Raw genomic sequence first — 15,555 nt, forward strand, 5'->3', positions numbered from 1 at the left:
GCTCACATGACTTATGACAGCAACAACATCTTCGCCAAGATCCTGCGGGGCGAAATTCCATCGCATAAGATTTACGAGGACGAGCACACGCTGGCCTTCATGGATGTGATGCCGCAATGTGATGGGCATTGCCTGGTGATCCCCAAGGCGCCGTCACGCGGACTGCTGGATACAGACCCTGCCGTACTGGCGCTGGTGATGCCGGTGGTGCAGAAAGTGGCCAAGGCGGCCGTGGCGGCGATGGGTGCTGATGGTTTTCAGTTGCGCCAATACAATGAGGCCGCCGCCGGACAAACGGTGTTCCATCTGCATTTTCACATTTTCCCGATGAAGGAAGGGGTGCCCCTCAGAGGCCATGTCGGCAAGATGGCGGATCATGAAGTTTTGGCGGAACAGGCCAAAGCCATCAAGGTTCACCTCACCTAACTGAGTTTTTTGCGCGCCCGTTGCTGGATGACCAAGGCTATTCCGGAAAGAATGCAAATTGATGCAAGCAGAAGGCGCAAGCTTGCGGCCTCGCCCAACAGAAACACCGCCCCAAATGCGGCGATGACAGGTACGCTCAATTGCAACGTCGCGGCCTGGGTGGCACGCAAATGCGGCAGGACGCCGTACCAGATGGCGTAACCGATGCCGGAGGTGATGGCGCCGGAAGCGATGGCATAAATCAGCCCCAACGCGTCGAAGTGGAATTGCATGAAAAACATCATGCTGAAGATCAAAGTCATCGGCAGTGTACGAATGAAATTGCCGGCAGTGACATTGGTAGGATCGCTTGCCCCCGCGCCGCGTAATGAATAGACGCCCCAGGCGATGCCTGCGAGGATCATCAGCGCGGCACTGGCAGGCGGCGGGGCCGTCAAACCCGGCAGAACCAAGCCGATGAGGCCGGCAACCGCCAAGACCACGCCCACCGTTTGAAGGGCCGTGAGACGTTCGCCGCGCGCCAGCCCTGCTCCGATCATGGTGATCTGTACCGCGCTGAACAGAAGCAGCGCGCCGGTTCCAGCGGTGAGGTTGATATAGGCCAGTGAGAAGCCTGCAGCATAGACAAAGAGGGCCGCTGCTGAGTGCCAATTGCCCAGTGAGGGGCGGACGCGTTTGCTGAAATGCAGGATCAGCCAGAGCGCAAGTGACGCTGAGAGCAGCCTGACGCTGGTGAAGGTGGCGGCATCAATGGTGGTTGCCTTCAGCGCCAAGCGGCATAGAAGCGAGTTTCCGGCGAATGCCAGAAGTGCCAGTGCGGTGCGGACGATGAGCGCGTTGCGGGACATGGCTGTGGTGTAACACGACTGCCCAAAAGAAAAAGGCCGCTCCGGAGAGCGGCCTTGATTACTTCACCTTTGCAGGCTTCTTCGGCTTTTTGGGTGCCGCAGCCTTGGCGCGCGGCAGTGCCTTGCGCTCTGGCGGTTTCGGAAGAGACTTCTCCTCTTCCTCGCGCGAGAGATAGTCGAATGCCAGCTTGCCGTCATTCAGCAGCACGCGCACCGTGCCACCGCCGGTCAGCTTGCCGAACAGGACCTCTTCCGCCAATGGCTTCTTGATCTCTTCCTGGATGACGCGGGCCAAGGGCCTTGCACCCATCTGCTGGTCGTAGCCCTTGTCGGCGAGATAGTCGGCAGCCTCGGTCGAGAGATCGATATTCACCTGGCGTTCGGCCAGTTGGGCTTCCAGCTGCAGGACGAATTTCTCGACCACCTTGCGCACCACTTCCTTTGGCAAATGACTAAAGGAAACAATGGCATCCAGGCGGTTTCTGAATTCCGGGGTAAACAGGCGGGTGATGGCTTCCTGGTCGTCGCCTTCACGCACATTCTTGGTGAAGCCGAAGGCCGCGCGGGCCAGATCCTGAGCGCCAGCATTCGTCGTCATGATCAGGATGACGTTGCGGAAATCGACCTGCTTGCCGTTATGGTCAGTCAGCTTGCCGTGATCCATCACCTGCAACAGGATGTTGAACAGGTCCGGATGGGCCTTTTCGATTTCATCAAGCAGCAGCACGCAATAGGGGTTCTGGTCCACGCCATCGGTCAACAGACCGCCCTGGTCGAAGCCCACATAGCCAGGAGGTGCGCCGATGAGGCGGCTCACCGTGTGGCGCTCCATATATTCCGACATGTCGAAGCGGATGAGCTTCACGCCCAGCACTTCGGCGAGACGCTTGGCCACTTCGGTTTTGCCGACGCCAGTGGGACCGGAGAACAGGTAATTGCCGATGGGCTTTTCTGGTTCGCGCAGGCCGGCACGCGCCAGCTTGATCGCCGCAGTGAGCTGCTCAATGGCCTTGTCTTGGCCGAAGACGAGACGCTTCAACTCGGAGTCCAGATTCTTCAGCACGGCCTGATCGTCACGCGACACGGTTTTCGGTGGGATGCGGGCCATGGTGGCGATGGTGGCTTCGATATCTTCGACGCCGATCAGCTTCTTGCGCTTGTCTTCCGGCACCAGCATTTGCGACGCACCGGTTTCGTCGATCACGTCGATCGCCTTGTCCGGCAGTTTGCGGTCGGCCATGTAGCGGGCGGAAAGCTGGACAGCACTTTCTACCGCTTCATCGGTGAACTTAACCTTGTGATAGTCCTCGTAATAGGGCTTCAGGCCCTTGAGGATGGCAATGCTATCGGGGATCGAAGGCTCATTGACGTCGATCTTCTGGAAGCGGCGCACCAGTGCGCGGTCCTTTTCGAAATGCTGGCGGTATTCCTTGTAGGTTGTGGAGCCGATGCAACGCAGCGTGCCGGCAGCCAAGGCCGGCTTCAGCAGGTTCGATGCATCCATGGAGCCGCCAGAAGTGGCCCCTGCCCCGATCACCGTGTGGATTTCATCGATAAAGAGAATGGCGCCGGGATTAGCCTCCACCTCCTTCATCACCGCCTTCAGGCGTTCTTCGAAATCACCGCGGTATCGAGTTCCCGCCAAAAGCGTGCCCATGTCGAGCTGGTAGATGGTGCAATCTTTCAGGACCGCGGGCACTTCGCCCTTGATGATCTTGCGGGCCAGGCCTTCGGCAATGGCTGTTTTGCCCACGCCCGGATCGCCCACGAACAACGGATTGTTCTTGGTGCGGCGGCAGAGGATCTGGATCGTGCGATTCACTTCCGAATGGCGGCCGATCAGCGGATCGATCTTGCCTTCAGCAGCCTTCTTGTTCAGGTCGGTGCAATAGGCTTCGAGTGCGGTTTCGCGCTGCTTGCCGCCCTTGCCGTTTGGGTCCTGCCGGTCGTCATTGTTATTCTCACGGTCTTCATCGGTGCCACGTACCGCACGGCTTTGCGACGCGCCTGCTTTTTTCGCGATACCATGAGAGATGTAGTTGACCGCGTCATAGCGCGTCATGTCCTGCTCCTGCAGGAAATAGGCTGCATGGCTTTCACGCTCGGCAAAGATGGCGACGAGCACATTGGCCCCTGTCACTTCATCGCGGCCCGAAGATTGCACGTGGATCACCGCGCGCTGGATGACGCGCTGGAACGATGCCGTGGGCTTTGCTTCCAGCACATTGTCTGTCACCAAGTTGGAGAGCTCATTGTCGATATAGTCTTCCAGGCTTTCGCGCAGCTCGGTCACATCCACGCTGCAGGCCTTCATCACCGCCAAGGCGTCTTCATCTTCGGTGAGAGACAACAACAGATGTTCCAGCGTGGCCAGTTCCTGGCGGCGCGCAGCGGCCAGCGAAAGGGCGCGGTGGAGGGCTTTTTCAAGACTGCGGGAGAAAGTGGGCACGGGCGGGAGACCTTCGTTGTGAGATCACTATATAGGGAGCAAAGGCGGTTTGGACAGAGCGTCAAAACAGAATTAATTTAGGCTGGTTCCATCGTACATTGCAGGGGGTGGCCGTCCTGCTTGGCCATGTCCATCACTTCGGAAAGCTTGGTTTCAGCCACCTCGAATGTATAGACACCGCACACGCCCACACCCTTGGTGTGAACGTGAAGCATGATTGTATAGGCATCTTCGCTGGTCTTGTTGAAAACGCTTTCAAGCACATGCACGACGAATTCCATCGGCGTGTAATCGTCATTCATCAGCAGCACCTTATAGAGCGAGGGCTTCTGGGTTTTGGTCTTGCTGCGGGTAATGACTTGCGTGTCGCTATCACCACCGCGCCTGGAGGGAGATTTGGCCATGATCCATAATATAGGGCTTTGCCCCGTGGGATCAAAGACCTCGTGCGCGTTTAATATTAAGAGTTAAATATCGAGCCCGGCCTCTTCCACAAATTCGGCGTTGGCGGTAATGAAGTTGAAGCGCTCTTCGGGCTTGTTGCCCATTAATTGTTCAACCGTCTTGGCTGTCAGCGCCGCCTGAGCGTCCTCCATGGTGACACGCAACAGGATGCGCTTGGCCGGGTCCATGGTGGTTTCCTTCAGTTGGGCGGCCATCATCTCGCCGAGTCCTTTGAAGCGGCCCACTTCAACCTTGCCGCGGCCGCCGAAATTGGCGAGCAACTCGTCGCGCTGGGCTTCGTCCTTAGCGTAAACCGTCTTGCCGCCCTGAGTGAGGCGGTAGAGCGGCGGCACGGCAAGGTATAGGTGACCCTGCTCGATCACACCCGGCATCTGGCGGTAGAAGAAGGTCATCAGCAATGAGGCGATATGGGCGCCGTCAACGTCGGCGTCGGTCATGATGATGATCTTGTCGTAGCGCAGGTCTTCCTCGCGGTAAGATGTACCCATGCCTGCACCGATGGCCTGCACCAGGTCACCGATCTGCTGGTTGGCAGAGAGCTTGTCCTTGCCGGCGCTGGCCACGTTCAGGATCTTACCGCGCAGAGGCAGCACGGCCTGGTTGATGCGGTTGCGCGCCTGTTTGGCGGAACCGCCAGCCGAGTCGCCTTCGACGATGAACAGTTCAGAGCCTTCCTGCATGGTGGCGGAGCAATCGGCCAGCTTGCCGGGAAGGCGGAGTTTGCGCACCGCAGTCTTGCGGCCCACTTCCTTTTCCTGGCGGCGGCGCAGGCGTTCTTCGGCACGTTCGATGATCCAGCCGAGCAGCTTGTCGGCTTGGGCCGGATGGCCCGTCAGCCAATGGTCGAAATGGTCGCGCACCGCCGTTTCGACAATGCGAGTGGCTTCAATCGTGGCCAGCTTATCCTTGGTCTGACCCTGGAATTCAGGCTCGCGCACAAAGACGGAAAGCATGGCGCCGGATTGCACCATCACGTCATCGGCGGTGATCGCCCCTGCCCGCTTGTTGCCGGCGAGATCGGCATAGTCTTTCAGCGAGCGCAGCAAGGCATAGCGCAGCCCGGTTTCATGGGTGCCGCCATCGGGCGTGGGAATAGTGTTGCAATAGGACGACATGAAGCCGTCATCGCCGCCGAACCAGGCCACTGCCCATTCAACCGTGCCGTGGCCGCCTTCTTTTTCCACCTTGCCGGAGAAAATATCATCGACCACGCGGGTCATGCCATCCAGGCGCTCTTCCAGAAAGTCCTTCAAGCCGCCGGGGAAATGGAACACGGCTTCTGCCGGAATGTCCTTGTCCCTGATCAGGCTCGGATCACAATGCCAGCGAATTTCCACCCCGCCGAAGAGGTAGGATTTCGAGCGCGACATTTTATAAAGCCGCGACGGGCTGAACCAGGTGCCGTTCTTGCCGAAAATCTGCGCGTCAGGCTTGAACTTTACCATGGTGCCGCGGCGGCCTGAGACCTTGCCGAGATTCTGGATCGGCCCCATCGGTTTGCCGCGCGCAAATTCCTGCCGGTACAGCTGCTGGCCGCGCGCTACTTCCACGATAACATGCTCCGACAGTGCGTTGACGACGGAGACACCCACGCCGTGAAGGCCGCCTGAGGTTTCATAAGCGCCAGAGTCAAATTTGCCGCCGGCGTGCAGAATGGTCATGATCACTTCAAGGGCCGACTTGTCCTTGAACTTCGGATGCGGATCGACCGGCATGCCACGGCCATTGTCAGTGACGGCAAGATAGCCATCAGCCGTGTAATTCACATCAATCCAGGTGGCATGGCCTGCCACTGCTTCGTCCATCGAATTGTCGAGCACTTCGGCGAAGAGGTGATGCATCGCCTTTTCATCGGTGCCGCCGATATACATGCCGGGGCGACGGCGGACAGGCTCAAGACCCTCCAGCACTTCAATGTCGGCAGCCGTGTAGCTTTCTTCGCCCTTGGATTTAGCGGAGGCTTTTGGTTTCGGTGCGGCAGGCAGTTCGCCGAACAGATTATCGTCAGGTTTCTTGGCCATTTTTAAATCAACTCGAATCAGGGGTCGAATATGGCTATTGCTGTGTGAAATATCCAGTGACGTGAGGATGAAGCATGATGCGCAAGAGTTTGGCCGTGTTTTTCTTGATGATGTTAACGCTTCCGGCAAGCGCAGGATTGCTGCCGCTGCACGGCGATCAAATCGTCAAATTGCTGTCGGACAAAACGCTTTATGCGAAAGTTGATGGCAAGGCGGCATCACAGCTGTTTCAGAAAAGCGGTGCCACTTTCTACAGCGTTGGAGATGCGCAGAACCAGGGCGCATGGAAGATTGATGGCGACAAATATTGCTCGGTATGGCCGCCCAACGAGACATGGGTTTGTTACGATGTGCTTCAAGATGACAAAACCGTGACGTTTGTTTCGCCATCGGGAAAGCAGAGTGTATTTTCGACCATGCAATAGAAGCTCAACTCCATGCTGAAAATTCTTTAGAATTTTCTTGATGGCGCGCCGCATTCTGTTAGTGATCCGCGCTTGGTTTTTTTATGGAGGCTCAAATGGCGCAATGGCCGATTTATGCGACGTGGAAGGGACCCATCGTGATGGTGGGACTGGGCTCCATTGGCCGTGGCACATTGCCATTGATCCTGCGGCACATTCAATGTGACCCGAAACAGATCACCATTGTTGAACCGCTGACTGACTGGAAGCATCTGGCTGACAAGTATGGCACCAATTTCAAACAGATCGGCCTCACTGAGGACAATTATCGCACGGTATTGGACGCTCTACTCTCTGGACCTGAACAAGGTTTGATCGTCAATCTTTCCGTCGATGTCGGCAGCGTTGACATGATGAAGGCAGCGCGTGAGTTGAACGCGCTCTATGTCGATACGGTGATCGAACCGTGGACTGGTTTCTATTACGACTCGAAGCGCGGCAATGCGGCGCGCACCAACTATGTGCTGCGTGAAAACATGCTGGCCACCAAGCGTAAGCTTGGCAAGGGTGTGACGGCCGTGTCGTGCTGTGGCGCTAATCCGGGCATGGTCTCGTGGTTCATGAAACAGGCATTGCTGAACTTGGCCAAGGAAACTGGTATCAAGTTTGAAAAGCCGAAGACGCAAATCCAGTGGGCCAAGCTGGCCAAGAAGCTGGGCGTGAAAGGCATCCACATTGCCGAGCGTGACACGCAAGTTGCCGTCAAGCCAAAGGATCAGGACACATTCGTGAATACCTGGTCGGTTGAAGGGTTTGTGTCAGAAGGCAAGCAGCCGGCTGAACTGGGTTGGGGCAGCCATGAAAAGAAGATTCCGGGCATCGGGCGCAAGCACCGCTTCGGCAGCAAGGCCGCGATTTATCTTGAGAGCCCTGGGGCCACGACGAAAGTGCGCAGTTGGGTGCCGGGCATCGGCCCGCAATATGGATTTCTGGTCACCCATAATGAGGCCATTTCCATTTCAGATTATTACACGGTGAAAACCGCGGGCAAGGTCGCTTACCGGCCTACCTGTCATTATGCCTATCATCCGTGCAATGACGCGGTGTTGAGCTTGCACGAAATGTTTGGCCGTGGCGGCACGCATCCGGCCAAGCAGCATATTCTCACAGCCGAGGAAATCTCCAGCGGGCAAGATCTGCTGGGCGTGCTGCTCTATGGGCACAAAAAGAATGCCTATTGGTATGGCTCGGAGCTTTCGATCGAGGAAGCGCGCAATCTGGCGCCCTATTCGTCGGCCACCAGCCTGCAGGTGACGTCAGCGGTTCTGGCCGGCATCATCTGGGCGATTGAAAACCCGAATGAAGGCATCGTCGAAACCGACGAAGTGGATTTCGAGCGCTGTCTGCAAATCCAGGCGCCGTATCTCGGCAAGGTGCGCGGGCACTATACCGACTGGACGCCGCTTGACAGCTATGATGGGTTGTTCGGCGGCCCTTCCGACAAGAAGGACCCGTGGCAGTTCACCAATATTCTGGTTTCCACTTAGTCTCCGCCACCACCGGAAGAGGCTTTCTTCTGGCGGTCCAGCGAGAAGCCGAAATCTCCGTCAATCCAGGTATCCTTCTCGCTCACCATGGCGTGGACGGGCAAAGCTGCGCTTTGCGTCTTGATACCCGGCAATTTGCGGATCGCGGTGCCGATGGCCATGAACTCCACCAGGCCATTGCCGATTTCCTGAATGTAGGTTTTCACGCCCACCACGTCTTCAGCGTTCAGCGCATCGGCTTCGTCCTTGATGCGGGCAATGGCGATTTCGCGCGCGTCATGGATGAGCCGCGTCAGCTCGTTCACCTCGCCGCGCGAGAAAGATTTGAACGCGGCGAGGAAGCCACCGACAAAGCCGAGTGAATATATTGAAGTGGACATCAGCAGCTTGATCGGCGCGTAGCCCAGACTTGCCATGGCCCAGAGTTCTTCACCGGTGAGATCACTGGTCACGGGGTTGGCGTCATATTCTTTTGGCAGCGCCGGGTTGCGCGCTGCCGTGCCCGTCATCACCATTTCATGCAGGCCGCGCCAAGGCAGAATAGTGGTGCGCACGCCGACGACGGCATTGGTCCGATCAGCGCGCGCCTGAGATACCAGCCGGTCCAGTGCGTAGTGGCGGGTGTGATTGAAGACGTCGGAATATTCCTTGATCTCACCCTTTCCCAAAGTTTTCAGCGCACCGAGAAAGCCGCCGCCAATGCCCATGGAATAGGCGATATTGCCGAAAGCGTGCGACACGGGCTGATAACCTGCATCCATATGGCAATAGAGTTCCTGGCCGGAACCGGCGCTGCTGAAGAAGCCGCCCTGCCAGCCCTTGGCGTGCACGCAGGAGCCGACGAAGAGGAATTCCGTCGAGCCGGAGAAATTGCGCAGCTCGCCTGTCACCCCGGCAATGCCCGTGGCATTCTCGCGTTGGGCTTCGGCCACCATGCGGTTGAAAGAATTGGTGCGGCCCTCCTGGATGGCCTGGGTGACTTCCACCACTTCACCGCCCAGGATGTTTCTGACGCCTGCGCCCAGCGCACCCAGAAAGCCCATGGAGTTGACACTGTTGCCCACTACAAGCTCGCCGGGGCTCAATTCCTTGAGCGCCAGGCAATAGATTTCATTGCCCGAAAGTCCTGTCACCTTGGCCATGCAAGATCCCTTCAATACGGCGCCCCGCAGCACTAGGATATAGAACATGAACAAGATTCGGCTTTCTATCCTTTCTGTAATATTTTTGCCGCTCTGGATTTCGGCGGGTTCCGCCGAACCCAAAACCGGCATCGCCATGCATGGGGAGCCTGCTTTGGCGGCGGACTTCAAGAGCCTGCCCTATGCCAATCCGGATGCGCCGCAGGGCGGTACATTGCGACAGGCCCTGGTGGGCACGTTTGACAGCCTCAATCCCTTCATCGTCAAGGGCAATGCCGCGCAAGGTGCGAGAACCTATGTGTTTGAAAGCCTGATGGGCCGCAATTGGGGCGAGCCTTTCTCGCTCTATGGCTTGCTCGCCGAAAGCATTGACGTGTCGGATGACCGGCAGACATTTACATTCAAGATCAGGCCGGAGGCCAAATTCTCCGACGGAACACCGGTGACAGCCGCCGATGTGCAATTCTCGCTGGAGACTTTGCGCGATCATGGGCGGCCCAACTTCAAGAATAATTACGGCAAGATCAGCAAGATCGAAGTGCCGGATGATCACACGATCACTTTCCACCAGGACAAGGGCGACCGGGAATTGCCGATGATCATCGGCCTGATGCCGGTGCTGCCCAAAGCGGCGTGGAAGGACAAGGATTTCGAAGTGTCGTCGCTTGATGCGATGGTGGGGTCCGGGCCCTATATGTTTGGCGACATTCGCGCCGGCGACAGTGTGACCTTCAAGAAAAATCCCGCTTATTGGGGCAAGAACCTTGCCATCAATAAAGGCCTGTGGAATTTTGATACACTGCGCTTTGATTATTACAAGGATGCCAATACCGCGTTTGAAGCCTTCAAGAAGGGCGAGGCGGATATTCGTATCGAGAATGATCCCATTCGCTGGGCCACGGGTTATGATTTCCCGGCTGCCCAAAATGGCGATGTGAAGATCGAGACTTATTTCGGCAAGACGCCAGCACCGGCCTCCGGCTTTGCTTTCAATACGCGCCGCCCGCTTTTTGCTGACCAGAAAGTGCGTGAGGCTTTGACAATGGCCTTCGATTTCGAATGGGCCAATGCCAATCTGCTTAACAAGCTGGATAAGCGCATTTACGGTTATTATTCCGGCAGCGAATTGTCCTCGGCGGGGAAGCCCGCCGATGCGGCGGAGTTGGCTATACTGGGCGACGGCAAGGCCAAACTTCGCGCCGACATGCTGGATGGCAGCTACAAGCTGCCCGTTACTGATGGTTCTGGCCATGACCGCAAGGTGCTGCGCAAAGCGGTTGATCTTCTGGCCGAGGCTGGCTGGAAAATCGGCGGCAATGGGCTGGTGAATGACAAGGGCGAACCCTTCGCCTTCACCATCGTGGTGCAAAGCCCGGACCACGAGAAACTGGCTTTGCATTATCAACGGACATTGCAGTTGATCGGCATCAAGGCTGAGGTGAAGCGGGTGGATGATACGCAGTTCAAGCAGCTGCAGACCAGCTATGACTACGACATGATCCCCGCCACTTGGTACAATTCACTATCGCCCGGCAATGAGCAGACTTTGTATTTCGCCTCACTGGGCCGTGACACGACGGGCACGCGCAATTATCCAGGCATTGCTGACCCGGCGATTGACCATGCCATTGACGCGATGCTGCATGCCACTTCGCAGGAAGATTTCCAAGCTGCCGTGCGCCTGGAAGACCGGCTGCTGGTGGCGGGCTTTTATATCGTGCCGTTCTTCACGTCTGATCAATGGGTGGGAAGGTGGAAATATATCGGCTCAAACCCACCCGACAAACAGCCGTTGCCCGGCTTTGAGGCCACTACTTTATGGTATCAGAAATGATCAGGATTGATGTTGTCTCGGATGTGATCTGCCCCTGGTGTTTTCTAGGAAAACGCAGGCTGGACAAAGCCTTGGCGTCCCTTCCTGAACTCGAGACTGAAGTGTCGTTCCGGCCGTTCTTTCTTGATCCAACCATTCCTGTCGATGGGTTGGACCGCGAAAAATACATGAAGGACAAGTTCGGCAACCGCGACCTCAAGGCCATGCACAAGCCGCTGGAAGATGCGGGTGCCAAGGATGGTGTGCCCTATCAGTTCGACAAGATCACCCGCACGCCCAACACGATGGATGCCCACCGCCTAATCCGCTGGGCCAAGCAGGCTGGCAAGCAGATGGAAGTCGTCGAGGCGCTGTTCTGTGCCTATTGGCGGGACGGCCGCGATGTGGGCGATGTTGCCGTGCTGGTCGATGTGGCGAAGTCACAAGGCATGGATGGCGCGGAAGTGGAGCGGTTGCTTAAATCCAACAAAGATGCAGCCGAAGTGATGGCGGAAGTGCAGCAGGCCTATAATATCGGCGTGCAAGGCGTGCCGACTTTCATCATCAACCAGAAATACGGAATTTCGGGCGCGCAGGACGTTGCGGTGCTTGCCGATTCAATCCGCCGCGCCGCCGCCGAAGCCTAAGCCGCCAGCTTCACCAGATTTTGCAGCAGCTGCCGCGTGCCCTTCAGGCGCTGGGCAGCGTTTACCCATTCGCGGAGCAGAACGAGGCTCATATCCGGGCGTAGCTTGGCCAGCGTGCCCTGCCCCGCAATCCACGTGACCAGGGCAGACGGATTGGCGAAGATGCCCTTGCGGAAGGTGACGGTTGCGCCCTTCGGCCCGGCATCAACCTTTTCCACATTGGCCTTGCGGCACAGCAATTTGATCGAGACGATTTCCAGCAGATGGTCCACTTCGTCCGGCTTTTTGCCGAAGCGGTCATGCAATTCTGCAGCGAAGGCGTCGAGGTCTTCCTGCTCAGCGAAATCGGCGAGGCGGCGATAGAGGCCGAGGCGCACTTGCAAGTCAGTGACATAACTTTCGGGGATCAGCACAGATGTGCCGATATTGATCGAGGGCGACCACTGTCCCTCGTCCATGCTCTCGTCTGCGCCGGAGCGCATGGCGGCCACTGCCTCCTCAAGCATGTTCTGATAAAGCTCGAAGCCCACTTCGCGGATATTGCCGTGTTGTTCCTCGCCCAGCAGATTGCCCGCACCACGGATATCGAGATCATGCGAAGCCAGATTGAAGCCTGCGCCGAGTGAATCAAGCGATTGCAGGACTTTCAGGCGGCGCTCTGCCGTGGCGGTCAGTTGCTTCTTGGCTGCAGTAGTCAGCAATGCGTAAGCACGCTGCTTCGAGCGGCCCACGCGCCCACGCAATTGGTAGAGCTGCGCCAGGCCGAACATATCCGCGCGGTGAATCACCATTGTATTGGCTGTCGAAATATCGAGACCTGATTCGACAATTGTGGTCGAGAGCAGCACGTCAAAAGCGCGGTCATAGAATCCGGTCATGATGTCTTCGAGTTCGGTGGGCGGCATGCGGCCATGAGCGGTACGGAATTTTACCTCCGGCACGGCTTCGCGCAGGAAAGCTGACACTTCATCCAGATCAGAAATGCGCGGCACCACATAGAAGCTTTGGCCGCCGCGGAAATGCTCACGCAGCAAATGCTCGCGGATGATGATCGGATCAAAGGGTGCGATGTAAGTACGCACGGCCAGGCGGTCGAGCGGCGGCGTGGTGATCAGCGACATTTCACGCAGGCCAGACAGCGCGAGCTGCAAGGTGCGCGGAATCGGCGTTGCCGACAGCGTCAACACATGCACATTGGCGCGCATCTGCTTCAGGCGTTCTTTATGCTTCACGCCGAAATGCTGTTCTTCGTCGATGATCATCAGGCCGAGATCACGGAATTTCACACTTTCGGCGAGGATCGCATGTGTGCCGACCACGATATCCACATTGCCCTCGGCCAGATCCTTCCTGGTCTGCTCCAGTTCCTTGCGCGGCACGAGGCGCGAGGCTTGCGCTATGCGCAGCGGCAGGCCTTTGAAGCGCTCGGTGAAGGTGCGGAAATGCTGGCGCGCCAGAAGTGTCGTTGGCACCACCACGGCGACTTGCTTGCCGGCATAAGCTGCAACGAACGCGGCGCGCAAAGCCACTTCGGTTTTGCCGAAACCGACGTCCCCGCAAATCAACCGGTCCATCGGGCGGCCGCGCTGCAAATCTTCCAATACGGCTTCAATCGCGGTGAGCTGGTCTTCGGTTTCCTCGTAAGGAAAGCGCGCACAGAATTCATCGAAGGCGCCTTCAACCGGGGCCAGCACATCGCCCGGTTTCAATTCGCGGGCGGCGGCGGTCTTGATCAGGTCACCAGCGATTTCGCGGATGCGTTGCTTGAGCTTGGCCTTTTTGGCCTGCCAGGCGCCGCCGCCGAGGCGGTCAAGCTGCACGCCTTCGGTTTCCGACCCATAGCGCGACAGCAGCTCGATGTTTTCCACTGGCAGAAACAGACGGGCATTGTCGGCATAGGTGAGCAGCAGACAATCATGCGGCGCGCCTTGCACCTCAATGGTTTTCAGGCCCTCGAAGCGGCCAATGCCGTGATCGACATGGACCATCAGATCGCCGAGCGACAGCGAGGCGAGCTCCGACAGGAAATCTGCCGCCTTCTTGGCCTTGCGGGCGCGGCGCACAAGTCTGTCACCCAGCACATCCTGTTCGGAAATGATGGCGAGTCCGGGCGCTTCAAAGCCCTGCTCCAGCGGCAGCACGATGAGGCCGCAGATCGCCGTTTCCATCTTGAGCGCATCGGCCCAGGATTTCACCACGGCCAGAGGTGCGAGATCATGGTCCTTCAGGATGGTGGACAGACGGTCGGCCGAACCTTCCGACCAGCAAGCAATAAGCGTGCGGGTGCCGGCCTTGCGCAGATCCTCCGTATGCTGACGAACGGCATCATAGACCTGGCCCTGCCCGGCGCTGCGCTCAGCAGCGAAGTTGCGGCCCTGCCGGCCCGCGAAGGAAACCGCAAGTGCTGAGGGATGCTCAAACGGCGATTGCTCAAGCAGTGTCACATCAGCGGTGATCTGGTCCCATTCTCTGGCGCTCAGATAGAGGCGCTCCGGCGGCAAGGGCTTGTAAGGTGCTGCACCGAAGCTTTGCTGGCTCAGAGCTTCCTTGCGGGCATCGTAATATTCCGCCACCTGTTCATGGCGCGCCTGCATGCTGGCGGGAACCTCGTTGGAAAGACACCAGACAGCTTCCGGTACATAATCAAACAGTGTGACAAGTGCTGGCTGGAACAGCGGCAGCCAATGTTCCATGCCCTGATAGCGCCGGCCATTGGTGATGCTTTCATAGAGCGGATCATTGAGATCAAGCCCGCCGAAAGCTTGCGAGTAAGCGCTGCGGAATCCGGCGATGGCGCTTTGCGTCAGCAGCACTTCATTGGCTGGGTTGAGGCTCAATTCCTTGAGCTGATGGGTGGAACGTTGCGACTGCGGATCAAAGCTGCGGATCGACTCCAGCGTGTCGCCGAAGAAGTCCAAGCGAACGGGTGCGTCGGCGCCGGGTGGGAACAGATCGATCAGGCCGCCGCGCACGGCGAAGTCACCTGACTCCACCACCGTGCCAACGCGTGAATAACCATTGTCGCTGAGGAAGACCTGTAACTTTTCCACCGGGATGCTCATGCCCGGCTTGGCGAGGAAGGCTGCCTTGCTCATCTGTACTTTCGGCAGCACGCGCTGCAGCACAGCATTCACTGTGGTGAGCAGAAGCGTTGGCGTTTTCAGCCCGTGTGAGAGCGTGGCCAAGGTGGCCAATCTGCGCGCCAGAATATCGGCGGAGGGCGAGACGCGGTCGTAAGGCAGGCAATCCCAGGCGGGGAAGCGCAGGGCCTCAAGTTCGGGGGCAAAATAGCCGAGCTGTTCTTCCAGCGTGGCCAGATGCGCATCATCGCGACAGACATAGACGAAGCCACGGTTGCCCGCCTCCTGCACCATGGCAGGCAGCAACATCGCGTCCTGGCCTTCGAGCAGGCCCGAGAGAATGGTTTTGCCGGGCCGCGCCAGCCGCTCTTTCAATCCCGCAGGCAGTTGCATCAGAAGGTTTCCGGCCTGAAGGACAAGATGCCATCCAACATGGGTGAACTGAATTCCGCCGGCACTGTTTCCTGCTTCGTGGCCCAGCTTAAAAGATCCTGATCCGGAATCTCGAGTAGCACTTCGAACTTCTGCAGATCGGCGGCATTCATGATGGGCAAATGCTGCGCGGCATAGCCGCCGACGAGAATATCCATCTCCTTGATGCCGCGATGCATCGCACGCCAGAGCAAGCGCTTGCGGATCAGATCAAGGTCGGTTTTCGTCATGCGCGTCTCTTAATCACCTTGTCCTTGCATCGCAACATTTTCAGGGCAAAA

12 protein-coding genes are annotated in these 15,555 nt (G+C 57.8%); 5 read left to right on the plus strand and 7 right to left on the minus strand.

Annotated elements, in window-relative coordinates; translation table 11 throughout:
• Nucleotides 1–6: 6 nt before the first annotated feature.
• Nucleotides 7–426 carry an HIT family protein gene (locus tag F8B91_RS04745; protein WP_196502548.1) on the plus strand — a complete coding sequence of 140 codons (420 nt, stop codon included), beginning with the start codon at nucleotides 7–9 and terminating at the stop codon, nucleotides 424–426.
• On the opposite strand, the gene F8B91_RS04750 is transcribed toward F8B91_RS04745, so the two are convergent.
• The 4 genes from F8B91_RS04750 to parE all read right to left on the minus strand — a co-directional run bounded on the left by F8B91_RS04750 (nucleotide 423) and on the right by parE (nucleotide 6,209).
• Nucleotides 423–1,274: a DMT family transporter gene (locus tag F8B91_RS04750; protein WP_196502549.1), complete on the minus strand. Its 852-nt coding sequence runs from the start codon at nucleotides 1,272–1,274 to the stop codon at nucleotides 423–425. The two genes, F8B91_RS04745 and F8B91_RS04750, sit on opposite strands and share 4 nt — an antisense overlap.
• Before the next feature lie 58 nt (nucleotides 1,275–1,332).
• On the minus strand, nucleotides 1,333–3,723 hold the full coding sequence (gene clpA / locus F8B91_RS04755; RefSeq protein ID WP_196502550.1) for an ATP-dependent Clp protease ATP-binding subunit ClpA: 2,391 nt from the start codon (nucleotides 3,721–3,723) through the stop codon (nucleotides 1,333–1,335).
• Between the two features lie 77 nt (nucleotides 3,724–3,800).
• Complete coding sequence (gene clpS, locus F8B91_RS04760; protein ID WP_196502551.1) at nucleotides 3,801–4,127, minus strand: ATP-dependent Clp protease adapter ClpS; 327 nt, start codon at nucleotides 4,125–4,127, stop codon at nucleotides 3,801–3,803.
• 63 nt (nucleotides 4,128–4,190) lie between these two features.
• A complete protein-coding gene (gene parE / locus F8B91_RS04765) occupies nucleotides 4,191–6,209 on the minus strand; it encodes a DNA topoisomerase IV subunit B (RefSeq protein ID WP_196502552.1) in 2,019 nt (672 codons plus the stop codon).
• A gap of 74 nt (nucleotides 6,210–6,283) precedes the next feature.
• On the opposite strand from parE, the gene F8B91_RS04770 reads away from it, so the two are divergent.
• Both F8B91_RS04770 and F8B91_RS04775 read left to right on the plus strand, forming a co-directional pair.
• Nucleotides 6,284–6,634 (plus strand): hypothetical protein, encoded by a 351-nt coding sequence (locus F8B91_RS04770; RefSeq protein ID WP_196502553.1) that lies wholly within the window; start codon nucleotides 6,284–6,286, stop codon nucleotides 6,632–6,634.
• Nucleotides 6,635–6,729: 95 nt separating this feature from the next.
• Nucleotides 6,730–8,160: a homospermidine synthase gene (locus tag F8B91_RS04775; protein WP_196502554.1), complete on the plus strand. Its 1,431-nt coding sequence runs from the start codon at nucleotides 6,730–6,732 to the stop codon at nucleotides 8,158–8,160.
• Here the strand turns inward: F8B91_RS04775 and F8B91_RS04780 are convergent.
• On the minus strand, nucleotides 8,157–9,302 hold the full coding sequence (locus F8B91_RS04780; protein ID WP_196502555.1) for a heavy metal-binding domain-containing protein: 1,146 nt from the start codon (nucleotides 9,300–9,302) through the stop codon (nucleotides 8,157–8,159). The two genes, F8B91_RS04775 and F8B91_RS04780, sit on opposite strands and share 4 nt — an antisense overlap.
• Before the next feature lie 46 nt (nucleotides 9,303–9,348).
• Here F8B91_RS04780 and F8B91_RS04785 point away from each other — a divergent pair, with 46 nt between their 5' ends.
• Together F8B91_RS04785 and F8B91_RS04790 are read left to right on the plus strand one after the other, a co-directional pair.
• Nucleotides 9,349–11,136: an extracellular solute-binding protein gene (locus tag F8B91_RS04785; RefSeq protein WP_196502556.1), complete on the plus strand. Its 1,788-nt coding sequence runs from the start codon at nucleotides 9,349–9,351 to the stop codon at nucleotides 11,134–11,136.
• The gene (locus tag F8B91_RS04790) at nucleotides 11,133–11,762 is read left to right on the plus strand and encodes a DsbA family oxidoreductase (protein WP_246714963.1); all 630 of its coding nucleotides are present in this window, start codon (nucleotides 11,133–11,135) and stop codon (nucleotides 11,760–11,762) included. Before F8B91_RS04785 ends, F8B91_RS04790 begins: the two co-directional genes overlap by 4 nt.
• On the opposite strand, the gene mfd is transcribed toward F8B91_RS04790, so the two are convergent.
• Nucleotides 11,759–15,235, minus strand: a complete 3,477-nt coding sequence (mfd, locus tag F8B91_RS04795; RefSeq protein WP_196502558.1) for a transcription-repair coupling factor — start codon at nucleotides 15,233–15,235, stop codon at nucleotides 11,759–11,761. The genes F8B91_RS04790 and mfd overlap by 4 nt on opposite strands.
• Entirely contained in the window at nucleotides 15,235–15,504 is a 270-nt protein-coding gene (locus tag F8B91_RS04800; RefSeq protein WP_196502559.1) for a succinate dehydrogenase assembly factor 2, read from the minus strand. Before F8B91_RS04800 ends, mfd begins: the two co-directional genes overlap by 1 nt.
• Nucleotides 15,505–15,555 lie beyond the last annotated feature (51 nt).

Source organism: Aestuariivirga litoralis (genome assembly GCF_015714715.1).
Classification (GTDB): Bacteria; Pseudomonadota; Alphaproteobacteria; order Rhizobiales; family Aestuariivirgaceae; genus Aestuariivirga; species Aestuariivirga litoralis_A.

What these genes read in the sequence shown, in the direction of transcription:
- F8B91_RS04745 (WP_196502548.1), top strand. Translation starts at nt 7, where the DNA reads ATGACTTATGACAGCAACAACATCTTCGCCAAGATCCTGCGGGGCGAA.
- F8B91_RS04750 (WP_196502549.1), bottom strand. Translation starts at nt 1,274, where the DNA reads ATGTCCCGCAACGCGCTCATCGTCCGCACCGCACTGGCACTTCTGGCA.
- clpS (WP_196502551.1), bottom strand. Translation starts at nt 4,127, where the DNA reads ATGGCCAAATCTCCCTCCAGGCGCGGTGGTGATAGCGACACGCAAGTC.
- parE (WP_196502552.1), bottom strand. Translation starts at nt 6,209, where the DNA reads ATGGCCAAGAAACCTGACGATAATCTGTTCGGCGAACTGCCTGCCGCA.
- F8B91_RS04770 (WP_196502553.1), top strand. Translation starts at nt 6,284, where the DNA reads ATGATGCGCAAGAGTTTGGCCGTGTTTTTCTTGATGATGTTAACGCTT.
- F8B91_RS04775 (WP_196502554.1), top strand. Translation starts at nt 6,730, where the DNA reads ATGGCGCAATGGCCGATTTATGCGACGTGGAAGGGACCCATCGTGATG.
- F8B91_RS04780 (WP_196502555.1), bottom strand. Translation starts at nt 9,302, where the DNA reads ATGGCCAAGGTGACAGGACTTTCGGGCAATGAAATCTATTGCCTGGCG.
- F8B91_RS04785 (WP_196502556.1), top strand. Translation starts at nt 9,349, where the DNA reads ATGAACAAGATTCGGCTTTCTATCCTTTCTGTAATATTTTTGCCGCTC.
- F8B91_RS04790 (WP_246714963.1), top strand. Translation starts at nt 11,133, where the DNA reads ATGATCAGGATTGATGTTGTCTCGGATGTGATCTGCCCCTGGTGTTTT.
- mfd (WP_196502558.1), bottom strand. Translation starts at nt 15,235, where the DNA reads ATGCAACTGCCTGCGGGATTGAAAGAGCGGCTGGCGCGGCCCGGCAAA.
- F8B91_RS04800 (WP_196502559.1), bottom strand. Translation starts at nt 15,504, where the DNA reads ATGACGAAAACCGACCTTGATCTGATCCGCAAGCGCTTGCTCTGGCGT.